General features: G+C 68.5%; 25 protein-coding genes. 8 read left to right on the forward strand and 17 right to left on the reverse strand.

What is annotated here, in order from left to right; all coding sequences use genetic code 11:
* Window positions 1-33: 33 nt before the first annotated feature.
* The 4 genes from ACWDUD_RS08075 to ACWDUD_RS08090 form a co-directional block, all read right to left on the reverse strand.
* On the reverse strand, window positions 34-1962 hold the full coding sequence (locus ACWDUD_RS08075) for a glycosyltransferase (RefSeq protein ID WP_450109066.1): 1929 nt from the start codon (window positions 1960-1962) through the stop codon (window positions 34-36).
* Window positions 1963-1964: 2 nt separating this feature from the next.
* Complete coding sequence (glf, locus tag ACWDUD_RS08080; RefSeq protein WP_450108980.1) at window positions 1965-3185, reverse strand: UDP-galactopyranose mutase; 1221 nt, start codon at window positions 3183-3185, stop codon at window positions 1965-1967.
* Between the two features lie 71 nt (window positions 3186-3256).
* Window positions 3257-4033: a MerR family transcriptional regulator gene (locus ACWDUD_RS08085; protein ID WP_450108981.1), complete on the reverse strand. Its 777-nt coding sequence runs from the start codon at window positions 4031-4033 to the stop codon at window positions 3257-3259.
* Window positions 4034-4170: 137 nt separating this feature from the next.
* Complete coding sequence (locus ACWDUD_RS08090) at window positions 4171-5727, reverse strand: SpoIID/LytB domain-containing protein (protein WP_450108982.1); 1557 nt, start codon at window positions 5725-5727, stop codon at window positions 4171-4173.
* 308 nt (window positions 5728-6035) lie between these two features.
* Here ACWDUD_RS08090 and ACWDUD_RS08095 point away from each other — a divergent pair, with 308 nt between their 5' ends.
* Complete coding sequence (locus ACWDUD_RS08095; RefSeq protein ID WP_450108983.1) at window positions 6036-8099, forward strand: N-acetylmuramoyl-L-alanine amidase; 2064 nt, start codon at window positions 6036-6038, stop codon at window positions 8097-8099.
* A gap of 10 nt (window positions 8100-8109) precedes the next feature.
* Here ACWDUD_RS08095 and ACWDUD_RS08100 read toward each other — a convergent pair whose 3' ends face one another.
* Window positions 8110-8934, reverse strand: a complete 825-nt coding sequence (locus ACWDUD_RS08100; protein ID WP_248673828.1) for an HAD family hydrolase — start codon at window positions 8932-8934, stop codon at window positions 8110-8112.
* 4 nt (window positions 8935-8938) lie between these two features.
* Window positions 8939-9742: a lysophospholipid acyltransferase family protein gene (locus ACWDUD_RS08105; protein WP_197250642.1), complete on the reverse strand. Its 804-nt coding sequence runs from the start codon at window positions 9740-9742 to the stop codon at window positions 8939-8941.
* Window positions 9743-9897: 155 nt separating this feature from the next.
* On the opposite strand from ACWDUD_RS08105, the gene ACWDUD_RS08110 reads away from it, so the two are divergent.
* Complete coding sequence (locus ACWDUD_RS08110) at window positions 9898-11448, forward strand: Rieske 2Fe-2S domain-containing protein (protein WP_450108984.1); 1551 nt, start codon at window positions 9898-9900, stop codon at window positions 11446-11448.
* A 21-nt stretch (window positions 11449-11469) separates the two neighbouring features.
* Here ACWDUD_RS08110 and ACWDUD_RS08115 read toward each other — a convergent pair whose 3' ends face one another.
* Window positions 11470-12690 (reverse strand): MFS transporter, encoded by a 1221-nt coding sequence (locus ACWDUD_RS08115; RefSeq protein WP_450108985.1) that lies wholly within the window; start codon window positions 12688-12690, stop codon window positions 11470-11472.
* Between the two features lie 199 nt (window positions 12691-12889).
* Here ACWDUD_RS08115 and ACWDUD_RS08120 point away from each other — a divergent pair, with 199 nt between their 5' ends.
* Window positions 12890-13306 (forward strand): PaaI family thioesterase, encoded by a 417-nt coding sequence (locus ACWDUD_RS08120; RefSeq protein WP_450109067.1) that lies wholly within the window; start codon window positions 12890-12892, stop codon window positions 13304-13306.
* Between the two features lie 147 nt (window positions 13307-13453).
* Here ACWDUD_RS08120 and serS read toward each other — a convergent pair whose 3' ends face one another.
* Both serS and ACWDUD_RS08130 read right to left on the reverse strand, forming a co-directional pair.
* Window positions 13454-14716: a serine--tRNA ligase gene (gene serS, locus ACWDUD_RS08125; RefSeq protein ID WP_450108986.1), complete on the reverse strand. Its 1263-nt coding sequence runs from the start codon at window positions 14714-14716 to the stop codon at window positions 13454-13456.
* A gap of 11 nt (window positions 14717-14727) precedes the next feature.
* Window positions 14728-15072 carry an ankyrin repeat domain-containing protein gene (locus ACWDUD_RS08130; protein ID WP_197250643.1) on the reverse strand — a complete coding sequence of 115 codons (345 nt, stop codon included), beginning with the start codon at window positions 15070-15072 and terminating at the stop codon, window positions 14728-14730.
* 96 nt (window positions 15073-15168) lie between these two features.
* Here ACWDUD_RS08130 and ACWDUD_RS08135 point away from each other — a divergent pair, with 96 nt between their 5' ends.
* Both ACWDUD_RS08135 and ACWDUD_RS08140 read left to right on the forward strand, forming a co-directional pair.
* Entirely contained in the window at window positions 15169-16248 is a 1080-nt protein-coding gene (locus ACWDUD_RS08135; protein ID WP_450108987.1) for a septum formation family protein, read from the forward strand.
* Between the two features lie 8 nt (window positions 16249-16256).
* The gene (locus ACWDUD_RS08140) at window positions 16257-16595 is read left to right on the forward strand and encodes a metallopeptidase family protein (protein WP_374068551.1); all 339 of its coding nucleotides are present in this window, start codon (window positions 16257-16259) and stop codon (window positions 16593-16595) included.
* A 92-nt stretch (window positions 16596-16687) separates the two neighbouring features.
* Here the strand turns inward: ACWDUD_RS08140 and ACWDUD_RS08145 are convergent, their stop codons facing one another.
* A complete protein-coding gene (locus ACWDUD_RS08145; protein WP_269437518.1) occupies window positions 16688-16816 on the reverse strand; it encodes a hypothetical protein in 129 nt (42 codons plus the stop codon).
* Window positions 16817-16989: 173 nt separating this feature from the next.
* Here ACWDUD_RS08145 and ACWDUD_RS08150 point away from each other — a divergent pair, with 173 nt between their 5' ends.
* A complete protein-coding gene (locus ACWDUD_RS08150) occupies window positions 16990-17391 on the forward strand; it encodes a nuclear transport factor 2 family protein (RefSeq protein ID WP_450108988.1) in 402 nt (133 codons plus the stop codon).
* Between the two features lie 25 nt (window positions 17392-17416).
* On the forward strand, window positions 17417-18394 hold the full coding sequence (locus tag ACWDUD_RS08155; protein ID WP_197250634.1) for an NAD(P)H-dependent flavin oxidoreductase: 978 nt from the start codon (window positions 17417-17419) through the stop codon (window positions 18392-18394).
* Between the two features lie 59 nt (window positions 18395-18453).
* Here ACWDUD_RS08155 and ACWDUD_RS08160 read toward each other — a convergent pair whose 3' ends face one another.
* Entirely contained in the window at window positions 18454-18741 is a 288-nt protein-coding gene (locus tag ACWDUD_RS08160) for a putative quinol monooxygenase (protein WP_197250633.1), read from the reverse strand.
* 130 nt (window positions 18742-18871) lie between these two features.
* Here ACWDUD_RS08160 and ACWDUD_RS08165 point away from each other — a divergent pair, with 130 nt between their 5' ends.
* Entirely contained in the window at window positions 18872-19933 is a 1062-nt protein-coding gene (locus tag ACWDUD_RS08165) for a phosphotransferase family protein (protein WP_450108989.1), read from the forward strand.
* A 21-nt stretch (window positions 19934-19954) separates the two neighbouring features.
* On the opposite strand, the gene ACWDUD_RS08170 is transcribed toward ACWDUD_RS08165, so the two are convergent.
* From ACWDUD_RS08170 to ACWDUD_RS08195, 6 genes are all read right to left on the reverse strand, one after another.
* Entirely contained in the window at window positions 19955-20713 is a 759-nt protein-coding gene (locus ACWDUD_RS08170; RefSeq protein WP_450108990.1) for an SDR family NAD(P)-dependent oxidoreductase, read from the reverse strand.
* Between the two features lie 64 nt (window positions 20714-20777).
* Window positions 20778-21935 carry an acyl-CoA dehydrogenase family protein gene (locus tag ACWDUD_RS08175; protein ID WP_450108991.1) on the reverse strand — a complete coding sequence of 386 codons (1158 nt, stop codon included), beginning with the start codon at window positions 21933-21935 and terminating at the stop codon, window positions 20778-20780.
* Between the two features lie 23 nt (window positions 21936-21958).
* Window positions 21959-22942, reverse strand: coding sequence for an NAD(P)H-dependent flavin oxidoreductase (locus ACWDUD_RS08180; RefSeq protein WP_450108992.1), 984 nt, complete (start codon window positions 22940-22942; stop codon window positions 21959-21961).
* A gap of 16 nt (window positions 22943-22958) precedes the next feature.
* Window positions 22959-23585: a TetR/AcrR family transcriptional regulator gene (locus ACWDUD_RS08185; protein ID WP_450108993.1), complete on the reverse strand. Its 627-nt coding sequence runs from the start codon at window positions 23583-23585 to the stop codon at window positions 22959-22961.
* A 26-nt stretch (window positions 23586-23611) separates the two neighbouring features.
* Window positions 23612-24373: a 3-hydroxyacyl-CoA dehydrogenase gene (locus ACWDUD_RS08190; RefSeq protein WP_450108994.1), complete on the reverse strand. Its 762-nt coding sequence runs from the start codon at window positions 24371-24373 to the stop codon at window positions 23612-23614.
* Between the two features lie 28 nt (window positions 24374-24401).
* The gene (locus ACWDUD_RS08195) at window positions 24402-25595 is read right to left on the reverse strand and encodes a thiolase family protein (protein WP_450108995.1); all 1194 of its coding nucleotides are present in this window, start codon (window positions 25593-25595) and stop codon (window positions 24402-24404) included.
* Window positions 25596-25669 lie beyond the last annotated feature (74 nt).

The following is a 25669-nucleotide window of genomic DNA, read 5'->3' on the forward strand; positions in this document are numbered from 1 at the left end:
GTCGTCCAGGCTTCGGTCTTCCCGGCAGCTCGATCACTGCTCGACAGCGAAGACACGCTCCCACTCCTCCTTGCTCGTCAGGGCAGGAACCGCATCCTGGTACTGCTTCTTCAGCTCCGGGAACCGTCGTGCCAGTTCGCGCCGCAGTCGCAGCGCCTCGGACAACAGTGCTCCGGCCTGCGCTCGGTCGCGCTTACGGTAGACGACGCCGCGCCCATCCGCGGTGGTGACGGTCACACCGTCGACCTGCGACAGCAGGAACCAGCGGGCATCGATCGTCGGAACGTTCATCTGGGGCTGCTCGTGATGCGTCTCGGCGGCCGGACGCAGGTTGTGCACGACGCCCTTCGCGAGCCGCGACAGCTTCCCGATCGGTCCGCGCGGCTGCCCGACCGCACCCACCCCGGCACCCGACGGCAACGGCAGCTCCGTCGACGACGGCAGCACCCGCGCGTCGGAGAAGTTCTTCCGCAGCGCGTGCACCTGGCCGAGGGCGGTCGGGAGCAGCTCGAAGAGCCTGTCCGGTCCGGCGAGGAAGTCCTCGATGGCCTTGTTCTGGATCGCGACGGTCGAGTATTCGAGGCACACGAGGTGCTTGATCGTCGCCTTGACCGTGTCGAGCACCAGGCCGCGGCCGTCGCCGGGCATGTGCAGCGCCGCCACGACGAGCCGGTTGCGCAGGTGGAAGTACGCCTGCCAGTCGATCGCGTCGTCCTTGTCGGACCAGGCCATGTGCCAGATCGCGGCACCGGGCATCGTCACCGTCGGGTAGCCGGCGGCGCGCGCCCGCAGCCCGTACTCGGCGTCGTCCCACTTGATGAACAGCGGCAGCGGCTGGCCGATCTCCTCCGCGACGACGCGCGGGATCATGCACATCCACCAGCCGTTGAAGTCGACGTCGATGCGGCGGTGCAGCAGCTTCGAGTTCTCGCGGTCACGCAGCGGCTTCGCCGCGAAGTCGTGGTCGTATTCGACGTTCGGGGCGGCCGACCACATGAAGATCGACCGGTTCACGACCTCGCCCATCGTGTGCAGGTGACTGCGCTCTTGCAGATTGAGCATCTGGCCGCCGACGAGCATCGGGGACTTCGCGAACCGCGACAGGGCCAGCGCGCGCAGCACCGAGTCCGGTTCGATCTCGATGTCGTCGTCCATGAAGAGGATGTAAGGAGAATCGGTGGTCTTCAACGCCTCGTACATGATGCGGCTGTAGCCACCGGAACCACCGAGATTGGCCTGGTCGTGGATGACCAGCCGGTCGCCGAACGGCGCGGCGGCCTCGGCGAAGTCGTCCTCGTCGCGGACCTTGCGGGTGCCCTGGTCGGGGATGATCACGGCGTCGACGACGTCCATGACCAGCGGATCCGACGCGAGCGCCCGCAGCGCCTTCACGCAGTCGGCGGGACGGTTGAACGTCGGGATGCCGACGGCGACCGACGCCTTGCCGGGCGCCTCGACCGGCGCGTACCAACCGGCGGAGACGAGCGTGACGTCGGTGTCTGTGGTGATGTCGAACCAGATCCAGCCGCCGTCCTCGAACGGGCCGAGGTCCGTCTCGAGTTCGACGATCGTCGCGGCGTCACCGGCAGCGGTGAACTCGCGGCCCTGCACGTGGATGCGGCTCGAGTCGGCCTTGCTGCGGTAGACGTCGACCCGGCCGTGCCCGGACAGTTCGAGGCGCAGCACGACGGACCCGAGCGTGCTCCAGCGTCGCCAGTAGCTCGCCGGAAACGCGTTGAAGTAGGTGCACAGCGAGACCTCGGACTCCGCGCCGATGTTCAGCGTGGTCCGGCTCCGGGCGTGCGCGCGACGCGCGTTGGTCGGCGATTCCTCCAGGTAGAGGGTGCGCACGTCGAGCGGCTCACCGGGGCGCGGCAGGATGATGCGCTGCAGCAGCGACTTGCCGAGCAAATTGTCCGGGCTCACGGTGTTCCCCTGCACGTTCTCCTCGAGTTCCCCCACGCTCACGATGCGTCCCCCGAGACCGGCACACCGGATACGAAGAACGGGACGAGGGTGTTGTCGAACATGCTCAGCGCGCTGGCGATCGCCATGTGCATGTCCAGGTACTGGTAGGTACCCAGGCGGCCACCGAACAGCACATTGTTCTGCGCGGCCTCCTGCTTGGCGCGGTCGCGGTAGGCGGTGAGCTTCGCGCGGTCCTCCGGCGTGTTGATCGGGTAGTACGGTTCGTCGTCGTCACCGGCGAACCGCGAGTACTCGCGCATGATCACGGTCTTGTCGGTCGGGTACGTGTCCCGCTCCGGGTGGAAGTGCCGGAACTCGTGGATGCGGGTGTAGGGGACGTCCGCGTCGTTGTAGTTCATGACCGGCGTGCCCTGGAAGTCGCCGGTGGGCAGCACCTCGGTCTCGAAATCGAGGGTGCGCCAGCCGAGTTTGCCCTCGGCGTAGTCGAAGTAGCGGTCCAGCGGACCGGTGTAGACGACGGGGGCGTCCGGGCTGGCGGCGCGGATCTCGTCGCGCACCTCGAACCAGTCGGTGTTCAGCCGGACCTCGATCCGCTCGTCCTTCGCCATGTTCTCGAGCCACGCGGTGTAGCCCTCGACGGGCAGACCCTCGTAGGTGTCGTTGAAGTAGCGGTTGTCGAAGTTGTACCGGACCGGCAGGCGGGTGATGTTGCCGGCGGGCAGGTCCTTCGGGTCGGTCTGCCACTGCTTGGCGGTGTAGTCCCGCACGAACGCCTCGTAGAGGGGACGGCCGATCAGGGAGATCGCCTTCTCCTCGAGATTCTTCGCCTGCGACGAGTCGATCTCGGCCGACTGCTCCTTGATCAGGGCGCGGGCCTCGTCGGGCGTGAAGTAGCGGCCGAAGAACTGCGAGACCAGACCCAGGCCCATCGGGAACTGGTAGGCCTGGCCCTTGTGCATCGCGAAGACGCGGTGCTGGTAGTTGGTGAACTCGGTGAACTGGTTCACGTAGTCCCAGACCCGCTTGTTCGACGTGTGGAACAGGTGGGCGCCGTACTTGTGGACCTCGATACCCGTCTCGGGTTCGGGCTCCGAATAGGCGTTGCCACCGAGGTGGTGGCGACGCTCGACGACCAGTACTCGCTTCCCGAGCTGCGTTGCGGCGCGCTCGGCGATCGTCAGTCCGAAAAATCCGGATCCGACGACGATCAGGTCGTGGTCACCGGTGGAGGGCTGGGGCGCTGATGCAGCAGTCACGGAAGACCAGGGTAGGCGACCGCTGTCCTCGTGCGTGTTTCCGGTAGCCGCAGCTACCGGAAACACGCACGTCAGGCGAGCAGTGCACGCAGCGCCGCACGGACGAATTCGGCTCCGGCGGTGCCGCCGTAGTTCGCCGCGAACCGGTCGTCGGCGACGTACGTGTCGGCCAGTCCCAGCACGTAGTCGCGGTCTGGTTCGGTCTTGCCGTAGCCCGGCGTCCCCGGAATCGATCCGAGCCACTCGACGTGCCGTCGCGCGAGCTCGCGTCCGCGGTCGCCGGCCGGGTCGATACCGGCCTGCGCGGCGGCCGTCCAGTCGGCGCCGAGCCTCGCCGCGACCGCCTGCCAGTCGCGACGCTGCTCGTCCGTCATCTCCCGCCACCAGCGGTCGCTGCTGTCGTAGGCGTGGCGGCCCCACCGTTCGATCACTTCGTCGCGGTACTGCGTGTGGTCGAAACCGTCGAACATTTCCTCTGCCATCAGTTCCTCACCTGCCTCCGTCTTGCGGATGGTCGTGCGCACCGCCTCGATGCGGCGCCCCAGTTGGCGCTGCTCGAGTTCGAGCAGCTCGAGGTGGGTGCGCAACGCCTCGGTGGTGTCGGCCTGCCCGGCGATCACCTCGCGGATCGCGGGCAGGCCGAGGCCGAGTTCCCGCAGCAGCAGGATGCGTTGCAGCTGCACCAGCGCGTCGCGGTCGTAGAACCGCATGCCGTTCGCCCCGGTCCGGCTCGGCGGGAGCACGCCCACGTCGCCGTAGTGCCGCAGGGTTCGGCTGGTGACCCCGGCCGCGCGGGCCAGTTCCTGAATGGACCATTCACGCTGTGTCGTCTGTTCACGCTGTGTCACGGCGTTCCCTTCCTCGTGACATCCAGCGTGCATCTTGACGTTGCGTCAATGTCAACAGCGAGAACCGGACGACGAAAACGGCCGCCGGCGGGTGGAACCCGTCGGCGGCCGCCTCGTCCCCGTGATGGGTGGCTGTGTTATTCGGCGCTACCGGTTCCCGGCAGCCACTGCCGCAGGATGGAGGCGTCGAACACCTGGGCCCCGAACTCCGGTGTCCACAGGATGACCCCGTTGGTGAAGACCTGGAACTTGCCGCGCTCGTCGGGCAGCATCAGCTCGGGTCCGACGGGAGAACCGAGTTCGCCCGAGACCCCGCCCAGCTCGTTGTACTTCTCCTGGATCGCCGGGCTCTGATCGGTGCCGAACGGCGTGATGGCGACCTCCGGGCCCGTCTCGGGGGCCGGGGTGCTCGGCGGGACGGTCGATTCCGCGCCCTCGTTGACGGTGAACCAGTCGGACCGCAGCCCCAGCTTGGCGCGGGCCTCGGCGCCCGTGGTCTCGATGCTGCGGTCGGAGCCGACGACCCGGACCCGGGTGACGCGACCACCGTCGGCACCGAGGTTGTTGCGGGTCAGCACCTCGAAGTTCTGCAGTTCCCCGACGCCGAACGCGTTGCCGATCTCGCCGGCGGTGAGGGTCTTGGCCCACTGCTGGTTCGGTGCCACCTTGTCGCCGAGGTCCTCGACGGACGGGAAGTCGCCACCCGCGCTGTAGCCGCCGGTCGACGCCGAGAACTCGGTGCGCACGACCTTGCCGTCCCGCATCAGCACCATGCCGCGGGTGGTGCGCACGGCATCGTCGGTGCGCGGATCCTCCTTCGCCGATCCGCCGTAGACCTGGCAGCTCTGCGTGTCGCAGGTCTGCCACTTCTCGTGGCGCTGCTCGGCGAGGGCGTAGGAGCGGGCCGCGATGGCCTGGGCGCGCAGCGCCTCGGCGCCGCCGGTGTCGGCCCAGCCGGGCAGCGACTCGACGGGCACGACCGCGCGCAGGTAGTCCTCGACGGAGAGGCGGTTGACGGTGCGGGCGGCGTTGCCGTCGAGCACCACCCCGATGGCGCCGCGGTAGGAAGTGCCGTCGGCGCACAGCTTGAGGTGTTCGTTCGCGGGCCGGTCCTCACCGAGGTCGACGGGGTCGACCCAGGGCAGATCGGCGCGGCCCTGCCACCGCACCTCACCGGAGCAGCCGGCGGTGACGACGACGTCGGCGCCGCCGTCCGCGGTCGGCGTCAGGTGCGCGGCATCACCGGGTCCGACCTGCTGACCTGCGACGACGAGCCCGGCGTCGGAGAACACCGCGAGGGGAACGTCGTCCTGGCCGACGAGTCGCACGGCGATGGGCGTGACGTCGACGGTGCCGAGCGTGGTGCCGCCGTAGTAGTGCCCGACGATCCGTTCCGCGGTCCACCCGTCCTGCGCGTATCCGTAGGCACCCCACTGGCCCATGCCGCGGCCGTGGCCGTGGCCGTAACCGGTGAACGTGAACGGGGTGTCGGCGGAGACGGCCTGCTCGACCGTGGGTGCGCCGGACCGCACGTGCACGATGCCGCCGATGGTGGCGCCGATCAGGAGTGCGGGCGCGAGACCGAGCGTGGCGGCACGCGCGACCGCGGGCTTCCAGCCGCTGCGCAGCGGCCGGCCGACGATGATGCGACTTCTGCGGGTTCGTCCCCTGCGGCGGTTCGGCTGTCGTGACATGCGCTGCGCTCCCTCGTTGTCTCACTCCGGGGTGCCGCGCGAACGGACAGTTCGCACGATCGGACTCGAACAAATCCTCAAGCTCAGGTTGAGGCTTAAGGTTTAATGCGACTAGTGTTGCAAGAGTGACTGAACAAGGCAACAACAGACACACCAGTCACATGAGAATCACAAGTTGCACAAAATGAGACCGAAATGCCTCAGGGAGTCGGGCTTGTAACGGAGTATTCGGTCCGTTGAGACCCGCCCGGAACAACCGACACAGGAACGCCGAACACGAACGCAGAACACACAAGGGGAGAGCAACAGTGCCGCATCGCCGCCCGAAGCCGTCGATCGTCCTGGGTGCCGTCGCAGCCCTTGCGGTGGCCACGCCGTTCGCCGTGTCCGGCCTGACGAACGGAACGTCCGACGTCCGCACCGCGAACGAGACCACGGATGCGATCGCCGCGATCGCACCGCAGATCGCCGAGGTCGTCCTCGCGAACGCGCCCGACGTCGTCGTTCCGCTCCAGGATCTGACCGGACTCAACCTTCCGGACCTGAGCATCAAGGAACTCGTCGAGGGTCTGCCCGCCATCACGCCCGCACCGAACCCCGACGCGACCGGGCTCGTCGATCGCATCGGCGCCACGGTCAAGGAGATCACCCGCGACAGCCCGTTCAGCATGGTCGCGCTGGCCGCCCGCGACGTGGCAGCGACCGACGCCCTGATCCGCTCCCGGAACGAGGACGGCAGCTGGAGCCCGTGGACGGCCACCGAGCCGATCGAGTCGACCCGGCGGGACAACGTCGCCGACAGCCGCGGCGGCACCGAACCGATCTACGTCGGTCTCACGCGCGCGGTGCAGGTGCTGCTCACGCCGCGTCCGGGACCCGAACCGACGCTCGCGGGCGCCGAGGCCCCCGCACCCGCCGAAGCTCCCGCGCCTGCCGAAGTTCCCGTGGCCGCACCTCAGGATCCGGCCCCCGAGCTCGGGTACGTCCCGGCGTCGTCGTCGCGCCCGCTGCGCGCGCAGGAGCCTGCCGCCGCGCCCACCGACGATGTCACCGCGGTGCTCATCAACCCGGGCAGCGGCGCCGCCGATGCATACCTCTCGGACGTCGCCGAGCCCATCGCGGGGAGCGGACTGAAGGTCATCACCCGCGCCCAGTGGGGTGCCGACGAGTCGCTGCGCTGCGACGAACCCACCTACGACGATTCTCTCGGCGGTGCCACCGTCCACCACACGGCCGGCAGCAACGACTACTCGAAGGCCGAGTCCGCCGAGATCGTCCGGGCCATCTACGCGTACCACGCGCAGACCCTCGGCTGGTGCGACGTCGGCTACAACGTGATCGTCGACCGCTACGGGCAGATCTTCGAAGGCCGCGCCGGCGGTCTCGACCGTCCGGTCCAGGGCGCGCACGCCGGTGGGTTCAACGAGAACACCGTGGGTATCGCCATGATGGGCGACTTCTCGAGCGTGACGCCTCCACAGGTGACGCTGGACGCGGTGGGCAAGTTCCTCGGGTGGCGGCTGAAGAAGGCCGGTCTGGATCCCAAGGGCCGCACCACCATGTACTCGGAGGGAACGTCGTTCACGCCCTACCCGCAGGGAGCCGCGGTCGATCTGCCGATCATCTTCGCGCACCGCGACGTCGGCAGCACCAGCTGCCCGGGCGACGCCGGATACGCCCAGATGAGCAAGATCCGCGACATCGCCGCCGCCGCGGCGGCCGGAGCCGGACTGTCGGTGCCGTCGAAGCCGTCGTCGCCGTCGACTTCCGAGCCCGACACCGCCGTGCTCGCAGGTGACAGCTCGACCCCGATCCCGCCGAACTCCGCCGGAGCCCCGTCGACCGGATCGGCGGACAACGCTCAGGGCCTGATCACCGAGCTGCTGCGGCTGACCGACAACTCCCCGCTCGCGCAGAAGTGGATCGCCGAAGGCGGCGAACTCGGCCGACTGGGCGCCGCGCTCACGGGTGTCCTGCTGGCGAAGGGCGGATTCGAGCACGCGGAGTTCGTCAACGGTGCGATCTACACCTCACCGAACGGCGGGGTGTGGACGGTGCTCGGCGAGATCTACAACGCGTGGAAGCAGTACGGGCTCGACGAGGGCGAACTCGGCCTGCCGATCAGCGACGAATACCGGGTACCGGACGGCTGGCGCTCGGACTTCGAGAACGGGTCGCTGATCTTCAACGAGATCACCGGCGCGGTCACGAAGGTGCTGCGCGCCTACAACGACGCCTACGAGGAGTCGCTGCGGACCGCTCCCCCGGTCGAGGCAGCGTCCGCGAATGCGGCGCCCGCCCCGGAAGCGGCCCCGGCGCCCGCCCCGGAGGCGGCTCCGGCGCCCGAACCGGCACCGGCTCCCGCTCCCTGAGCGAAGAAGTTCACGGCCGCCACCAGCGCTCGAGGACACGGGCAACCCCGTCCTCGGCGTTGGTGGCGGTCACTTCGTCTGCGGCGGCCTTCGCGTCGGGATGGGCGTTCTCGACCGCCACCCCGTACCGGGCCATCGTCAGCATCGGAATGTCGTTGGGCATGTCCCCGAACGCCACGATGCCGTCCTCGGGCACCCCGAGCAGCTCGGCCGCCGCCCGGAGACCCGACGCCTTCGTCACGCCCGACGCCGAGATCTCGATCAGGCCGTTGTCCGTCGAATAGGTCACGTCCACCAGGCCCGCGAGCGCGGGCACGAGCGCGTCGGCCATCTCCCGGCTCGTCGCCGTCGCCATCCGGATGAGCAGCTTGATGGCGGGTTCGGCGATCACCTCGTGCTCGGCGAGCTCGGTGTTGTCCGGGTTCAACCACGCATGTTCGTAACCCGGGGCACTGACGAACTGGGGGCTCGCCGCGTCGTGAGCGCTCGCCGCGACCCGCTCGGCGGCCAGCCCGGCGCCCGGCAACGCGAGGCGGGCGACGTCCGCGATCCACGCCAGCTCCTCGGCGGACAGCAGCGTCGTGTGGAGAACGCGGTCGGTCGCACTGTCGTAGATCACCGCGCCGTTCGCGCACACCGACAGCGGGGCGTATCCGAGTTCCTCGACGACCGGAGGAATCCACCGCGGCGGCCGGCCCGTGGCCAGCACGAACGGCGTCCCCGACTCCACGACCGCGTGCACGGCGGCACGGGTCCGCTCCGACACGCGGTTCGCGTCGTCGATCAGGGTGCCGTCGACATCGGTGGCGACGAGGCTCGGAACGGGAGAACTCACCAAGTCACTGTCCCGGAGTCCCGGAGTCGGTGCCCGGTCCGGCCGCGCGGCCTTCCCGTTCGGCGCGTTCGCGTTCCTTGCGGGCGCGACGTTCCGCGGCGACGCGGGCGTCCTCGGCGTCGGCCTCCTCGCGACCGGGCGCCGATCCGCCGAGCCGGCGCGGCACCCAGTAGGCACCCGGCTCGTGCTCGTAGCCCTGCTGCACCTCGTGCAGCATCTTCTCCATCACCGCGTGCAGTTCCGCGGTGGTCTCCGAGGCCGGCTCGTGCGGGACGACGGGGGCGCCGACCTTGATGACGATCGGCGTGTTGGTGCGGCCCAGACGCTTGGGATGCCCCTTCGTCCACACGCGCTGCGAGCCCCAGATGATCATCGGCACGATCGGCACACCCGCCTCGAGTGCCATGCGCGCGGCACCGGACCGGAAGTCCTTCAGCTCGAAGCTGCGGCTGATCGTCTCCTCGGGGAACACGCCGACGAGTTCCCCGGAGCGGAGCGCCTCAACCGCGCGGCGGTAGGACTCACCGGCGTCGCCGCGGTCGACGGGGATGTGCTTCATCGCGCGCATCATCGGGCCGGAGATCTTGTTGTCGAAGACCTCCTTCTTCGCCATGAAGCGGATATACCGCTTGGTGGCGCGCGCCGGGATGCCCGCGTAGGTGAAGTCCATGTATCCGGTGTGGTTCATCGCGATGACCGCGCCGCCGGTCGCCGGGATGTGTTCCTCCCCGGTGATGGTGAACTTCAGGCCCTGCGCAGCGAAGAGCGTGCGCGCCACGCCGATGATGGTCCGGTAGAAGGGTTCCACGACGGCCAGAGTAGCCGGAACCGCCGGATCTGCACCGACCACGACACCCGAATCGACCCCGCTCGGGACAGTGCCGAACTGCCTGGCCGAAGTGAGCCGAACGGCGCCGCCTACCCTGGTAGGCACGCCGGTCGCCAGTTCAGGAGGGCAACGTAGTGCAGATCACCAGCGTCGGACACGCCGGGTTCCACATCCAGACCGAGGCGGGATCGATCCTGTGCGACCCGTGGGTCAACCCCGCGTACTTCGCATCGTGGGTGCCCTTCCCGGACAACACGCAGCTCGACTGGGACACCCTCGGCGACGTCGACTACCTGTACGTTTCGCACCTGCACAAGGACCACTTCGACCCGGGAACGCTGAGCAAGCACGTCAACAAGGACGCGACCGTGCTGCTGCCGGACTACCCGGTCCCGGACCTGAAGCGTGAGCTCGAGGCCCTCGGTTTCACGAAGTTCTTCGAGACCACCGACTCCGTCAAGCACACCGTGACGGGACCCAAGGGTTCGCTCGACGTCATGATCATCGCGCTGCGCGCGCCCGCCGACGGCCCGATCGGCGACTCCGGTCTCGTGGTGTCCGACGGCACGACGACCGTCTTCAACATGAACGACGCGCGGCCGATCGACATGGATCCGATGCTCGAGGCGTTCGGGCACATCGACATCCACCTGCTGCAGTACTCCGGTGCCATCTGGTACCCGATGGTCTACGACATCCCGGCCGGCACGAAGCGCAACTTCGGCAAGCAGAAGCGCCAGCGCGGCATGGACCGCTGCCGCTCCTACATCGAGCAGGTCGGGGCGACGTGGATCGTGCCGTCCGCGGGCCCGCCGGTGTTCCTCGATCCAGAGCTGCGCGACCTCAACGACGACCACGGCGACGTCGGCAACATCTTCCCGGACCAGCAGGTGTTCCTCGAGCAGCTGCGGATCCACGGCCGCGACGGCGGCCTGCTGATGATTCCGGGTTCGGTCGTGGATCTGACCGGCAGCGATCGGATGACCCTCACGCATCCGATCCCGGACGAGCAGGTCGATCGGATCTTCACCGACAAGGCCGCCTACATCGAGGAGATGGCGCAGCGGTTCGCGCCGATCATCGAAGCCGAGAAGGCGACGTGGGCGCCGGCCGAGGGCGAGCCGCTGCTCGGGGCACTCAAGGCGAAGTTCGAGCCGATCATGGCGCAGTCCGATCTGATCTGCGACGGCATCGGGTACCCGGTCGGGCTCGTGATGGGTGACGAGACCGTCGTGCTCGACTTCCCGAAGCGGGTCGTCCGCGAACCGATCGAGGGCGAGGGCAAGTACCGCTACGGCTTCCGCATCGCGCCGGAACTCGTGCGCACCGTGCTGCGCGACGACGAGCCGGACTGGGTCAACACCATCTTCCTGTCCACCCGGTTCACGGCGTGGCGCGTGGGCGGCTACAACGAGTTCCTCTACACGTTCTTCAAGTGCCTGACCGACGAGCGCATCGCGTACGCGGACGGCTGGTTCGCCGAGGCGCACGACGATTCGGCGTCGATCGAGATCGGGGGCTACGAGGTCCAGCGTCGCTGCCCGCACCTGAAGGCCGACCTGTCGAAGTTCGGTGTCGTCGACGGCACCACTCTGACCTGCAACCTGCACGGCTGGCAGTGGGACCTCGAGACGGGCCGCTGCAAGACGTCCAAGGGCCACGAGCTGCGCTGCACCAAGCTCTGATCCTGTCCCGCCCCTGCCCCGTCACCCGGTGGGGCGGGGGCGGCGGGGCAGCATGCGCGGTGCCGCGACCGCGGTCAGCAGCACCGGCACCGCGACCGCGGCGACGAGGATCGACAGCGACAGCCACGCGGACCCCACCGCGAAGCCCGCGAACAGGGCGAGCGACGCGACCTCGCTGGTCAGACCGGCCACCGACGTGACGGTCGCGCGGGCCGATCCGGACATCGCGTCCTGCATCCGCACCTCGGCGACGATCCCCGCGTTGTGCAGGGTGCCGTATCCGATGCCGATCGCGACGAATCCCGCGACTCCCCCGGCGACCGCCCCGACCGCGAGCAGCGCCGCGGCCGCGCACAGCACGACGGCCATGGTCCGCCCGGTCATGACGGCGGTCCGTCCGGCGACCGCGGCACCGACGATCTGCCCGACGACCGTGATCGACACCAGCAGCGGCGCCTGCGCGGTCGACGCACCGCCGTCACGGGCGAGCAGGCCGAAGTACTCCTCGAGCGCCAGGAACGACATCAGCACTGCCGTGAGCAGCACCGCCCGCCGGACGACCACGTCGGTGCGGATCTCGTGCGTCCCGGCGCGCAGCACCCCCACGTAGCGCGCGACGAAGGTGCCACCGTCGCTAGCGACGAAAGTGTCACCGTCGCGAGCGACGAAAGTGTCACCGTCGCGAGCGACGAAAGTGTCACCGTCGTCGGGTGCAGGTTCGGTGCTGTCGACCCGGACCGTCCGGGGTGCCGCCGGGAGCGTGAACACCAGCAGTCCGTCGACGACGGTGATCGCGATCGACACCCACCCGACCAGGGCATAGCCGCCGAGGGCGTAGAGCGGACCGGCCGACGCGGTCGCGACGAACACGCTCGTCACCTCGGCGGAGTTCACGTACCCCTGGACGGTCGCGTACCGGTCGCGCGCGCCGAGTGCCGCCAGTTCCTCGTACAGCAACGCCTCGAATGTGCCGGACTTCATGGACTCGGCCAGCCCCCACAACGCGAAGCCGGCCGCGAAGCCCCAGTAGCTCGGCACCAGCATCCACAGGGCGAACGACGCGGTGAGAAGGACGGCGCTACCGAACAGCAGGGTCCGGCGCGGCACGATGTCGGCCCACGCCCCGGACGGCACCTCGGTCACGAACGCCGCGATCGACCACACCGCGAACAGCGAGGAGATCTGTGCCGTCGACAGGCCGTTGTCCTCGAACAGCAGGCCGTACACGCCGTAGAGCGGCACCAGTTCGCGCGTCGCGGAGTACGCGACGGCGCGGACGGTCAGCGATGTGGTCGGTGCAAGTCAACATCGACGGGACATGCACAGCATCGTCCCACCTCGGCGCCGCCTCATCCAGTGATTTACGGTCGACGTTGTGACCGATCGCAAACGTACCTACACGTGGGACGACCCCGCCCCCACCTCGGCTGCCAACCGTGACATGCACGGCCTCGACTTCCTGCGCGGCCTCATCGACGGCAGCATCCCGCACCACCCGACCTCGCGCACGCTCGGCTTCACGGTCACGGATGCGCGGGAGGGATTCGCCGAGGTGACGCTGGAGGTGCAGGAGTTCCACTGCAACGCCGTGGGCAGCGTGCACGGTGGGGTCGTCGCGACACTGTTCGACACCGCGATGGGCTTCTCCGTGGCGAGCACCCTCGCCCCGGGCGTCGGCTACACCACCCTCGACCTGCAGGTGCGCTACCTGCGGGCGGTGCAGCCCGGACACATCATCCGGGTGCAGGGCTTCTGCGAGCATTCGGGACGCCGGACCGCGACGTCACGCGGCGAGGCCCGCGACGAGCAGGGCAGGCTCGTGGCGAGCGGTTCGACCACCTGCATGATCCTGGGCTGAGCCGGACCGCACCTGCGTGAGGGGACGCCCGGCGGGGCACCCCCTTCCGACCGAGCGAGTGGTACACCCAGTCGATTGAAGGAGACGAGGGATACATTCGCTCGCCGAAGGCGGCCGGCACATTCGCTCGCCGAAGGCGGCGCGACCTCAGCCGATCGGCTCGAGCACCTCACGCCCGACGAACGGAACGAGCGCGGCGGGCACCTTCACGGAGCCGTCGGCCTGCTGGTGGTTCTCGAGGATCGCGACGAGCCAGCGCGTGGTGGCCAGGGTGCCGTTGAGGGTCGCGGCGATCTGCGGCTTGCCGTTCTCGTCCCGGTACCGGACACCGAGGCGGCGGGCCTGGAAGGTCGTGCAGTTCGACGTCGACGACAGTTCGCGGTAGCGCTCCTGCGTCGGCACCCACGCCTCGCAGTCGAACTTGCGGGCGGCGGACGAACCGAGATCGCCGCCGGCGACGTCGATGACCCGGTAGGGCACGTCGATCGCGGCGAGCATCTCGCGTTCCCACGCCAGCAGACGCTGGTGCTCGTCGGTGGCGTCCTCGGGCTTGCAGTAGACGAACATCTCCACCTTGTCGAACTGGTGGACGCGGATGATGCCGCGGGTGTCCTTGCCGTAGCTGCCCGCTTCGCGGCGGAAGCACGACGACCAGCCGGCGTACCGCTTCGGGCCCGCGGACAGGTCGAGGATCTCGCCCGAGTGGTAGCCGGCGAGAGGCACCTCGGAGGTGCCGACGAGGTACAGGTCGTCCTCTTCGAGGTGGTACACCTCGTCGGCGTGCTGACCGAGGAACCCGGTTCCCTGCATGATCTCGGGACGCACGAGCACCGGCGGGATCATCATCGTGAAGCCGTTGGCGGTGGCCTTCTGCGCGGCGAGCTGCAGCATCCCGAGCTGCAGCAGCGCGCCGTAGCCGGTGAGGAAGTAGAAGCGCGCACCGGACACCTTCGCGCCGCGTTCCATGTCGATCAGGCCCAGCGACTCGCCGAGCGTCAGATGGTCCTTCGGCTCGAAGTCGAAGGTGGGCAGTTCCCCGACCGTCTCGAGGGTGACGAAGTCGTCCTCACCGCCGGCCGGGGCACCCTCCTGCACGACGTTGGAGATCGCCAGGTGCGCGCGGTCGAGGGCTTCCTGCGCGGCGTGCTGCTCGGCCTCGAGTTCCTTGACCTTCGCGGCGAGTTCCTTCGCTCCGGCGAGCAGGGCGGGGCGTTCCTCGGGGGACGCCTGACCGACCTTCTTGCCCAGCGCCTTCTGCTCGGCGCGGATGTTGTCGCCGGCGAGCACCGCGGCGCGGCGGGTCTCGTCGGCCTCGAGCAGGGCGTCGACGAGACCGGGGTCCTCACCTCGGGTGCGCTGCGAGGCACGGACGGCATCGGGATTCTCGCGGAGGAACTTGAGGTCGATCACGAGAGGGAAGCCTACCGGTGCCAGAGTTGCTGGTAGTCGTCCCTCCCGAACATCCGCGCGGCATCGTCCGCGGTGGGATAGCCGACGTAGGGGTCCGCACCGGCCGCCACGAGCGCCCGCACCACCTCTTCCGCCCCCTTGAACACCGCGCCCGCGAGGGGCGACTGCCCGCGATCGTTGAGCCGGTCGACGTCGGCACCCCGCTCGATCAGGAGATTCACGGCCCCGGGATGCGCGTGATAGGCGGCGAGCATGAGCAGGGTGTCGCCGGTGCCGTTGGTGAGATTCACCGGGCCGCCCGCATCGAGAAAGGCGGCGAGCGTGTCCGCGTCACCGGCCCGCGCCGCGTCGAACATCCGCTGGGCGATTTCCTGGACTTCGGGATCGATCGGATCGTCCGTCACGAACACCGAAATTACTCCCCACACCGGCGCCAGGCATGATGGATGACGATGGCCGAGGAGAAAGAACAGCAGTCCACGCGGCGCCCGCCGTCCGCGAAGCTGACCCGTCGCGCACCGTCAGCGCAGCTGACCCGTCGCGCATTGATACTGGTCGCCGCGGGCGCGGTTCTCGCCGCCGTCGCGACCGCCGTGTTCGCCGGGTTCGGTGACTCCGACGACGAGACCCCCACGGGCAGCGCGCTGCGCACGACCGGGGCGGTGGCCGGTGAAGCGTTCGGTACCGCGGTCGCCGGGGACTGCCTGACCTGGTCGGCGATCGACGCCAGCGATCTGGAGAAGGTCGACTGCGAGCAGACCCACCTGTTCGAGGTGGTCGAGGACATCGACCTGAGCGTGTTCCCGGGCGCGGAGTGGGGTCCGGGCTCGCGATTCCCGTCGGTCCTGCGGTTCACGGAACTGCGCGACGAACATTGCGCGCCCGCCGCCATGGATTACCTGCAGGGTCGTTTCGACCCGCACGGCAAGTTCAGCGTCGGCCTTATCAATCCGGGTGAAGCTGGCTGGGAAGCCGGCGAACGCACCCTGCGATGCGGGCTGCAGTTCTCGTCGACGACCGGCAATCTGCTGCCGATCGAGGGTCGCGTCGCCGATCAGGACCAGTCCCGCGCGTGGGAGGTCGGCACCTGCATCGGCATCAACAACGGGGTGCCCGCCGATCCGGTGGACTGCGCGCAACCGCACGCGTTCGAGGTCGCCGCGGTGGTGGACATGTCCGCCCAGTTCCCCGGCGGGGTGCCGAGCACGGAGGACCAGGACAAGTACCTCGAGGCGACGTGCACCGAGACCACCAACGCCTACCTGGGCGATCCGGAGGCACTGCGCAACAAGACGCTGACGCTGTTCTGGGACAACCTGGACTTCGACAGCTGGCTCGCGGGCAGCCGCAAGGTGAACTGCTCGGTCGGCAAGCAGGTCGACGGGGGTGGATTCGCGTCGATCACCGGTTCGGCGAAGGGCGACATCCTGATCGACGGCCAGCCGCCGGTCCCGCCGCCGCCGGTGCCGGAGGGGCGGTCGCTGCCGACCCCGCTGCCGGGTGCGGCTCCGCTCCCGGGCGGCACGCGATGAGTGTCCGGATGGACGAGGAACGCTTCGAGGAACTGGTCTCCGAGGCATTGGACCTGATTCCGCAGCAGCTCGCCGAGGCGATCGACAACGTGGTGGTGCTCGTCGATGCGCGGCACGACGAGGAGCCGGACCTGCTGGGCCTCTACCACGGGATTGCGCTGACGGAACGCGACTCGCACTATGCCGGGTCGCTGCCGGACACGATCACCGTCTACCGGGACGCGATCCTCGACATCTGCGAGTCCGAGGACGATGTGGTGCACGAAGTGGCGGTCACCGTGATCCACGAGATAGCGCACTACTTCGGAATCGAGGAGGACCGCCTCCACGAACTGGGCTGGGGCTGACCGGACCGGCCGCCCCAGCGCGTGTTCTACAAGCCTGTTGTTCTACGAGCTCTGTTGTTCTACGAGCCCAGTTGTTCTACGAGCTCAGCGCGTCACTTGTTGCGCTGCATGAAGTGCGGGTTGACCGTCGAGATCCACAGCAGTGCCAGCGATCCCAAGATCACCTGCAGCACCACGATGATCACCACAGCCACGCCCACGATTTCGAGAATGTCACCCATGCCGTAGGACCTTACATTGTCGGGTCTGCGGCCTCTCGGGCTGCACTCGCGAACGGCCCTTCGAGGACCGACCATCGACCCGCAGCCTGCAACCCCGATGAACGGTCACCATTGACTGTTTAATGGTGAGGGCCCTACGCTCGGCAGCATCCCGCGACCGAGAGGCGACCACCGTGACGAACACCGAGCGCCCTGTTGTAGTCGACCGCTGGCACCGCGTGACCGAGACGAAGGACCTCGCCGCGCTCGACGCGCTGATCGCCGACGACGCCGTCTTCCGGTCTCCGGTCGTCTTCACCCCGCAGGAAGGCAAGGCCGCGACGCTCGCCTACCTCCGTGCGGCGGTGACCGTGTTCGGCGACGGCACCGGATTCCACTTCGTCGGCGAGTGGTACGCCCCGAACTCGGCGGTGCTCGAGTTCGTCGCCGATCTCGACGGGGTCCAGGTCAACGGGGTGGACATGATCGAGTGGGACGAACACGACCGCATCACCCGATTCACGGTCATGGTCCGCCCGATCAAGGGCCTGCAGGCACTGATCCCCCGCATGGCCGCCCAACTCGGCCAAGCCTGACCCCCCTACCCTCAGGAGAAAATCGATGAGTCTGCCGCCCGTCCTGCGCGACCGCCTGCGCCTGCCCGTCGTCGCCTCGCCGATGTTCATCGTGTCCAACCCGGACCTGGTGATCGCGCAGTGCAAGGCAGGGATCGTCGGTTCGTTCCCGACGCTCAACGCGCGCCCACAGTCGCAGCTGCGCGAATGGCTGATGCGGATCACCGAGGAACTGGCCAAGCACGACGCCAACAATCCCGATTCGCCGGCGGCCCCGTTCGCGGTGAATCTCATCGTCCACAAGTCGAACGACCGGCTCGCCGAGGACCTCGCGACCGTCGTCGAGTTCGAGGTGCCGATCGTCATCACCTCGCTCGGCGCCCGGCAGGACGTCAACGACGCCGTGCACTCCTACGGCGGCATCGTGCTGCACGACGTCATCGACAACCGGTTCGCGAAGAAGGCGATCGAGAAGGGCGCGGACGGTCTGATCGCGGTCGCCGCCGGGGCGGGCGGTCACGCCGGCACCCAGTCGCCGTTCGCGCTGATCCAGGAGATCCGCACCTGGTTCGACGGTCCGCTGCTGCTGTCCGGGTCGATCGCGCACGGCAACTCGATCCTGGCCGCGCAGGCCGCCGGCGCCGACCTCGCGTACGTCGGCTCGGCGTTCATCGCGACCACCGAGGCCAACGCGTCGGACGCCTACAAGCAGATGCTGGTCGATTCGACCGCGTCCGACATCGTCTACACGAACCTGTTCAGCGGCGTTCACGCCAACTACCTGCGCGGCAGCATCGCCGCGGCGGGCATGGACCCGGACAATCTCGAGACCTCGGATCCGTCGAAGATGAACCTGGGGGCCGAGACCGCCACGGACGGCGGCGCGCGCGGTCCGAAGGCGTGGCGGGACATCTGGGGCGCCGGGCACGGCGTCGGATCGATCGAGGCCGTCACGTCCGTCGCGGATGTCGTCGACCGCTTCCGCGCCGAATACGCCGACGCTCGCGCGCGCCTGGCCCTGTAAACGCCGGAAGAAGACAGACCGCGGGCGTGGGACGGTGACGTCCCACGCCCGCGTGACTGTCAGAGTTCGTTGTAGTGCGTGAGTTTCGGCGCACCGGCCAGCAGCGGACCGAGATCGGTGATCGCTCCGGGGCCGGCGCGGAACTTGCGGTAGGCGGTGTCGTGCTCCTCCGACTGCCACTTCTCGACGATGACCCAGCGGGCCTCGTTGCCCTTGTCGACCAGGATCTCGATGCCGAGGCAGCCGTCGAATTCACGCGTCTCGCCGAGCACCCGCTCCATGACCTTCTTCGCGTCGTCGAGGGCGTCGGGCTTGAACTCGAGTTCCAGCAGGGCAGTGAGTGACATGTTCATCCTTTTCGGGGAGAGTGTGTCCGGTGTCACCGGTTTACCCAACAATTACCGAAGACCTTTGCTCACGCAATGGGTCTGCCCGCTTTTTCCCACCACGTGGCGCGCGGCCGCTAAGGTCACGGCGATGAGCGACACCACGACCGATTCGCCACTGGCCGGTGACGAGATCACCGCGCTCGACGACTGGATGAGCGCCCGCGGCTTCGGGCACGGCCCGGTCACCGACCTCGAGCAGCTGACCGGCGGAACCCAGAACCTGATGGTCCGGTTCACCCGCGGCGACCGCTCGTTCGTGGTGCGGCGCGGCCCGCGCCACCTGCGACCGCGCACGAACGACGTGCTGCGCCGGGAGATGCGGATACTGGACGCCCTGTCCGGCACCGACGTTCCGCATCCGCGTCTGATCGCGGCGTGCCCCGAGGAGGACGTCTGGCCCGGTGCCGCGTTCTACCTCGTCGAACCGGTCGACGGCTTCAACGCGTTCGTGGCGCTACCCGAACCGCACGCCTCCGATCCGGAGATCCGGCACCGAATGGGCCTGTCGATGATCGACGCCCTCGCGACCCTCGCGTCCGTCGACCACACCGCCATCGGCCTGGGCGATTTCGGGCACCCGGAGGGTTTCGTCGAACGGCAGGTCCCCCGGTGGCTGCGCGAACTCGAGTCCTACACCGCGCTCGACGGGTATCCGGGTGAACCGCTACCGGGTGTCGACGCGATCGCGGACTGGCTGGCACGGTCGGTGCCGCAGCGGTGGACACCGGGAATTCTGCACGGCGACTACCACATCGGCAATGTGATGTTCTCGCCGTCGTCACCGGAGGTCGCGGCGATCCTCGACTGGGAGATGTGCACGATCGGCGACCCGCTGCTCGACCTCGGCTGGCTCCTCGCGACCTGGCCGGAGCACGGCAACGACGAGAGCACGATCGGCGGTGCCCTCGGCGACGCGGGCGGTCTCGCGACGCGCGACGAGCTCGTCGAACGTTATGCGGCGCAATCGGATCGGGATCTGTCCGCTCTCGACTGGTATGTGGTGCTGGCGTGTTTCAAACTCGGCATCATCCTCGAGGGCACCTACGCGCGGGCATTCGCGGGCAAGGCCGACCCCGAGGTCGGGCAGCGGTTGCATGCGACGACGCTGAGCCTGTTCCGCCGCGCTCTCGAACGGATCGGGCAGGGCTGAATCCCCGCCCGATCCTCCTCGTCAGAAAATGCTGTATCCGCCGTCGATCAATGTCGAGCTGCCCGTCTGGAATCCGGACGCGTCGCTCGCGAGGTACACGGCGATGCCCTCGAAGTCCTCGGGGGTCGCCCAGCGTCCCAACGGCACCCTGGAGATGACGTGGGAGTTGAAGTTCTCGGACTCGACCAGCGGACCCGTCATGTCCGTCGCGACCCAGCCCGGCAGCACGCTGTTGACGCGAATGCCGTAGCGCGCCAACTCGACCGCGCACCCGTTGGCCAGGGCCAAGACCCCGGCCTTGGACGCACCGTAGGCCTGGTTGCGTCCCGCGCCCTCGTGCGCACCGAGGCTCGACGTGACGATCACTGATCCGCCGACCCCCTGGGCGACCAGGTACTTGGTGGTCTCGCGCAGCGTGAAGTACGCGCCGTCGAGGTTGGTGTCCATCACCTTCCGGTAGTTCTCGGTGGTCGATTCGACGAACTTCGCCAGCGGCACACTGATTCCGGCGTTGACGACGACCACGTCCAGCCCGCCGAGTTCCTCGACGGTGGCGGCGGTCGCGTCGACGACCGCCTGCTCGTCGGCGACGTCGACCGAACGGGTGACGACCCGGCCACCGAATTCCGCGAGCCCCGACGCCGCGGCCTCGAGCTTGCCGGAACTGCGGCCCCACAGCGCCACATCCGCCCCGGCACGGGCGAGCCCGCGGGCCATCCCCAGACCGATACCGGCGGATCCGCCGGTGACCAGCGCACGCTTACCCGTCAGGTCGAACATGCTCACTCCTCACGTGGAGGTGATGGGAACCCAGTCGGTCCCGGGCCCCCATCACCCAACGGGATCAGGCGAATTTGGACGCGATGTCGCGGCCGATGATCTCCTTCATGATCTCGGTGGTGCCACCGTAGATCGTCTGGATGCGGGCGTCGACGTAGGCGCGCGCGATCGGGTACTCCATCATGTAGCCGTAACCACCGTGCAACTGCACACCGCGGTCGACGACACGCTTCTGCAGTTCGGTCGCCCACCATTTGGCCTTCGACGCATCCACCGCCGTGAGCTCGCCGGCGTTGAGCGCGAGCACGCACCGGTCGATGTGCGACTCGGTGACCTCGATCTCGGTGAGCATCTCGGCGAGCACGAAACGGGTGTTCTGCAGGTCGCCGATCGGCTTGCCGAATGCCTTGCGCTCGAACGCATACCGCTTGGTCCACTCGTACGCGGCGCGGGCCGACGTGATCGCGGAGACGGCGATGCCGATACGCTCGAGCGGCAGGTTCTCCATGAGGTGGAAGAACCCGCGACCCTCGCCACCGAGGAGGTTCTCCGCCGGCACCCGCGCGTCCTCGAAGACGAGCTCGGCGGTGTCCTGGGCTGCGAGGCCCACCTTGTGCAGCTTGCGTCCACGGCTGAATCCGGGGGTGTCGCGCTCGACCACGATGAGCGAGAATCCCTTGGCGCCGGCACCCGGATCCGTCCGGCACACGACGATCACCAGATCGGAGTGGATACCGTTGGTGATGAACGTCTTCTGGCCGTTGATGACCCATTCGTCACCGTCGCGCACGGCGGTGGTCTTGACGCCCTGCAGGTCCGATCCGGCGCCCGGTTCGGTCATCGCGATCGCGCCGATCACCTCGCCGGCCGCCATGCGCGGCAGCCAGCGGGCCTTCTGCTCCTCGGTACCGAGATGCAGGATGTAGGGAATGACGATGTGGTCCTGCAGTGCGAGGGTCGCGCCGAAGGACGTGGTGCCGGTGCGCGCGATCTCCTCCTGGACGACGTGCCGGAACCGGAAATCGGTGACGCCGGAGCCGCCGAACTCCTCCGGCACACCGAGACCCAGGATCCCGGACTTGCCCGCTTCCAGGTAGACGTTGCGGTCGATGAGCCGCTCTTCTTCCCAGCGTTCGTAGTTCGGCACGACCTCGCGGGCGAGGAACTCGCGCACGGTCTCCCGGTACGCCTCGTGGTCAGCTTCGAACAGTGTGCGTTTCATGGTGTCCCCCAATATTTCTGTGGTCAGGCGTTCACGCGCGACATCATGCCCGCGAGACGCTCGGAGATCAGTGCTTCGGCCTCGGCGACGATGCGCTCGACGAGCTCACCGGCCGTGGGGATGTCGTGGATGATGCCCTGGACCGTTCCGACGGTCCAGATGCCCGCCTCGGGATCACCGTTCTCGTACACGAGGCGGCCGCGGGCACCGGCGACCAGTTCGCGCACGTCCTCGAACTTCCCTCCGCGGTCGAGGATCTCGACGACCTCCCGGCTGACGGTGTTGCTCGCGACGCGCGCGGTGTTGCGCAGCGGCCGGAAGATCAGTTCCGTATCGGTCTCGTTCGCCGCGACGATGGCTTCCTTGATGTTCCGGTGGATCGGCGATTCCTCGGTGCACATGAACCGGGTGCCCATGTTGATGCCGTCGGCACCGAGCGCGAGCGCCGCGACGAGACCGCGGCCGTCGCCGAATCCACCCGACGCGATCATGGGGATGGTGATCTGCTCGGCCGCGGCGGCGATGAGCACCAAGCCCGGCACGTCGTCCTCACCCGGGTGACCGGCGCATTCGAAACCGTCGATGCTGATGCCGTCGACACCGATGTCCTGCGCCTTGACCGCGTGCCGGACGCTGGTGCACTTGTGCAGCACCTTGACACCGGCGGCATGGAAGTCGGGCAGGTGCGGGCCCGGATTGGAACCGGCCGTCTCGACGATCTTGACACCGGATTCGATGATGACCTGGCGGTATTCGTCGTAGGGCGGCGGGGTGATCGCCGGCAGGATCGTCAGATTCACGCCGAACGGCTGGTCGGTGAGCTCGCGGGTGCGGGCGATCTCCTTCGCGAGATCCTCGGGTGTGGGCTGGGTCAGCGCGGTGATCATGCCGAGCGCGCCCGCGTTGGCGACGGCGGCGACGAGTTCGGCGCGGCCGACCCATTGCATGCCGCCCTGCACGATGGGGTGGCGGACTCCGAAGGTCTCGGTGAAGGCGGTGGACAGCACAGTGGTTCTCCTGGGATCAGGCGGGGCTGCGGTATCCGACGATGCGCAGCGCGATGTTTCGGTATCGGTCGGCGACCTCGTCCGGCGTCAGCGGCCCGTCGATCTGGTACCAGCGGGCGATGGACTGGCACATGCCGAGCAGCGCGCGCACGGTTTCCTCGATGTCGTCGACGTCGAACACGTTCTGCTCCACGCCGTCACGGACGAGGTCGAACACGATGAGCTCGAGCCGTTTCCGGGTTGCCGCGTAGGTGCGCCGGTTCTCCGGGGACACGTGCCGTAGTTCGGAATCCAGGCCGGAGCGCTTGGCGCGGTAGGTCATGTTGAGCACGATCGCCTCGACCGCGTTGGCGAAGCGGGCGACCGGGTCGGCGCCGCCGTCCTCGACCGCGGCGCGGACACGGTCGATGAGGTCGAGAACGGCGGCGTCGAGCAGCGTCACGAGAACGGCTTCCTTGTTCTCGTGGTGGTAGTACAGCGCGGGTACCGTCACGCCGACCCGGCGGGCCAGGTCGCGGACGGTGGTGCCGTGGAAGCCGTTCTCGCCGAAGGCTTCCAGGGCGTGTTCGAGGATGGGGCCGAGCTGCAACGGTTCGAACACCCGCCAGTCGGCGGAGAACTCCGGTTCGGGTTGCGCAGTCATCGGCCCCGTCCTCTCACATCGTCGATTCAGCGCGGGGCCATGCGGATGGCACCGTCGAGACGGATGGTCTCGCCGTTGAGCATCGGGTTGGCGACGATGTGCGCGGCCAGGGCACCGTACTCGGAGGGATCGCCGAGGCGGGCCGGGTGCGGAACCTGCGCGCCGAGGGACTTCTGGGCCTCCTCGGGCAGCGAGCCGAGCAGCGGGGTCTTGAACAGGCCCGGCGCGATGGTGACGACGCGGATCAGCAGCGACGCGAGGTCACGGGCGATCGGCAGGGTCATGCCGACGACGCCGCCCTTGGACGCGGAGTACGCGGCCTGGCCGATCTGGCCGTCGAAGGCCGCGACGGAGGCGGTGTTGATGATGACGCCGCGCTCGCCGTCGATGGGCTCGGTCTTGGCGATGCGCTCCGCGGCGAGGCGGATGACGTTGAACGTGCCGAACAGGTTGACGTTCACGACCTTCTTGAAGTCGTCGAACGGGAACGCGCCGTTCTTGCTGACGGTCTTGATGGCGTTGCCGATGCCGGCGCAGTTCACCGCGACACGCAGCGGGCCGAGCGACTCCGCCAGGTCGAGCGCCTCGGCGACGGCAGCCTCGTCGGTGACGTCCGCGGCGGCGAAACGCACGCGGTCGCCGAGCTCCTTGGCGACGGTCTCACCGTTGGACGACGGCAGGTCGATGATGACGACCTGGGCGCCGTCGGCGACCAGAGCCTTGACGGTGGCCAGGCCGAGGCCCGAGGCACCGCCGGTGACGACGGCAACGCTGTCGTTGACGATCATGTTCACACCTTTCGAATCGTGTTGCGGATCAGAGTCGTTCGATGATGGTGGCGTTGGCCATGCCCGCGCCCTCACACATCGTCTGGAGACCGTACCGGCCACCCGTGGCCTCGAGGTGATTGACCAGGGTGGAGAGCAGGCGGGTGCCCGAGGAGCCGAGGGCGTGGCCGAGCGAGATGGCCCCACCCCACGGGTTGAGCTTGGCGGGATCGGCATTCAGCTCGTGCGCCCAGGCGAGCGGGACGGGCGCGAAGGCCTCGTTGACCTCGTAGGCGTCGATGTCGTCGATGGTCAGGCCGGCCTTGGCGAGCACCTTCTTCGTCGCCGGGATGGGCGCGGTGAGCATGAACAGCGGGTCGTCACCGATGACGGAGAACGACACGAAGCGGGCACGCGGGGTCAGGCCCAGCTTGTTCGCCATCTCCTCGCTCATGATGAGGGCGGCCGACGCGCCGTCGGTGAACGGCGAGGAGTTACCGGGGGTGATGATCCACTGCGCCTCGGGGAACCGGGCCGCGTACTCGTCGGTGTAGAACGACGGCTTCAGGCCCGCCAGGCCCTCGACCGTGGTCGAGGCGCGCACCGTCTCGTCGACCTTGTGCTCGACCTGCTCACCCGCGGCGTTGGTGACCGTGATCGGCACGATCTCCTTGTCGAAGTGCCCGGCGGCGATCGCGGCGGCGGCGCGCTGGTGCGACTGCGCGGAGAACGCGTCGAGCGCGTCGCGGTCGAACTTCCACTTCGCGGAGATCAGCTCGGCGGAGATGCCCTGGTTGACCAGGCCTTCGGGGTAGCGGGCGGCGACACCCGGGCCGTTGGCGTCCTTGCCGATCGAGGCCGTGCCCATCGGGACGCGGCTCATCGACTCGACACCGCACGCGATCGCGATGTCGTAGGCGCCGGCGATGACGCCCTGCGCGGCGAAGTGGGCGGCCTGCTGGCTCGAGCCGCACTGGCGGTCGATGGTGGTGGCCGGGACCGACTCGGGGAAGCCCGCGGACAGCAGAGCGGAGCGCGAGATGTTCAGCGCCTGCTCGCCGACCTGCTGGACGCAGCCGCCGATGACGTCGTCGACCTGCGCGGGGTCGATGCCGTTGCGCTGCACGATCTCCCGCAGCACGTGCGCGAGGAGCTCGACGGGGTGGGTGCCGGACAGGGCGCCGCCGGGCTTACCCTTGCCGACCGCGGTGCGGACGACGTCGACGATGACAGCAGTGGTCATGGCGAATTCCTTTCGGGGGAAGTTGGTTACGGTCCGGCGCCTCGGCAGGGGACGTGACGCCGGACCGGGTTCGT

It is taken from the genome of Rhodococcus sp. NPDC003382 (assembly GCF_053589135.1).

Coding starts and splice junctions, on each gene's coding strand:
- ACWDUD_RS08145 (WP_269437518.1), bottom strand. CDS start 16,816: ATGGGTGACATTCTCGAAATCGTGGGCGTGGCTGTGGTGATCATCGTG.
- ACWDUD_RS08160 (WP_197250633.1), bottom strand. CDS start 18,741: ATGTCACTCACTGCCCTGCTGGAACTCGAGTTCAAGCCCGACGCCCTC.
- ACWDUD_RS08170 (WP_450108990.1), bottom strand. CDS start 20,713: ATGTTCGACCTGACGGGTAAGCGTGCGCTGGTCACCGGCGGATCCGCC.
- ACWDUD_RS08090 (WP_450108982.1), bottom strand. CDS start 5,727: ATGTCACGACAGCCGAACCGCCGCAGGGGACGAACCCGCAGAAGTCGC.
- ACWDUD_RS08175 (WP_450108991.1), bottom strand. CDS start 21,935: ATGAAACGCACACTGTTCGAAGCTGACCACGAGGCGTACCGGGAGACC.
- ACWDUD_RS08165 (WP_450108989.1), top strand. CDS start 18,872: ATGAGCGACACCACGACCGATTCGCCACTGGCCGGTGACGAGATCACC.
- ACWDUD_RS08130 (WP_197250643.1), bottom strand. CDS start 15,072: ATGTTCGACGCGGCGCGGGCCGGTGACGCGGACACGCTCGCCGCCTTT.
- ACWDUD_RS08155 (WP_197250634.1), top strand. CDS start 17,417: ATGAGTCTGCCGCCCGTCCTGCGCGACCGCCTGCGCCTGCCCGTCGTC.
- ACWDUD_RS08140 (WP_374068551.1), top strand. CDS start 16,257: ATGGACGAGGAACGCTTCGAGGAACTGGTCTCCGAGGCATTGGACCTG.
- ACWDUD_RS08190 (WP_450108994.1), bottom strand. CDS start 24,373: ATGATCGTCAACGACAGCGTTGCCGTCGTCACCGGCGGTGCCTCGGGC.
- ACWDUD_RS08135 (WP_450108987.1), top strand. CDS start 15,169: ATGGCCGAGGAGAAAGAACAGCAGTCCACGCGGCGCCCGCCGTCCGCG.
- ACWDUD_RS08195 (WP_450108995.1), bottom strand. CDS start 25,595: ATGACCACTGCTGTCATCGTCGACGTCGTCCGCACCGCGGTCGGCAAG.
- ACWDUD_RS08185 (WP_450108993.1), bottom strand. CDS start 23,585: ATGACTGCGCAACCCGAACCGGAGTTCTCCGCCGACTGGCGGGTGTTC.
- ACWDUD_RS08120 (WP_450109067.1), top strand. CDS start 12,890: ATGCACGGCCTCGACTTCCTGCGCGGCCTCATCGACGGCAGCATCCCG.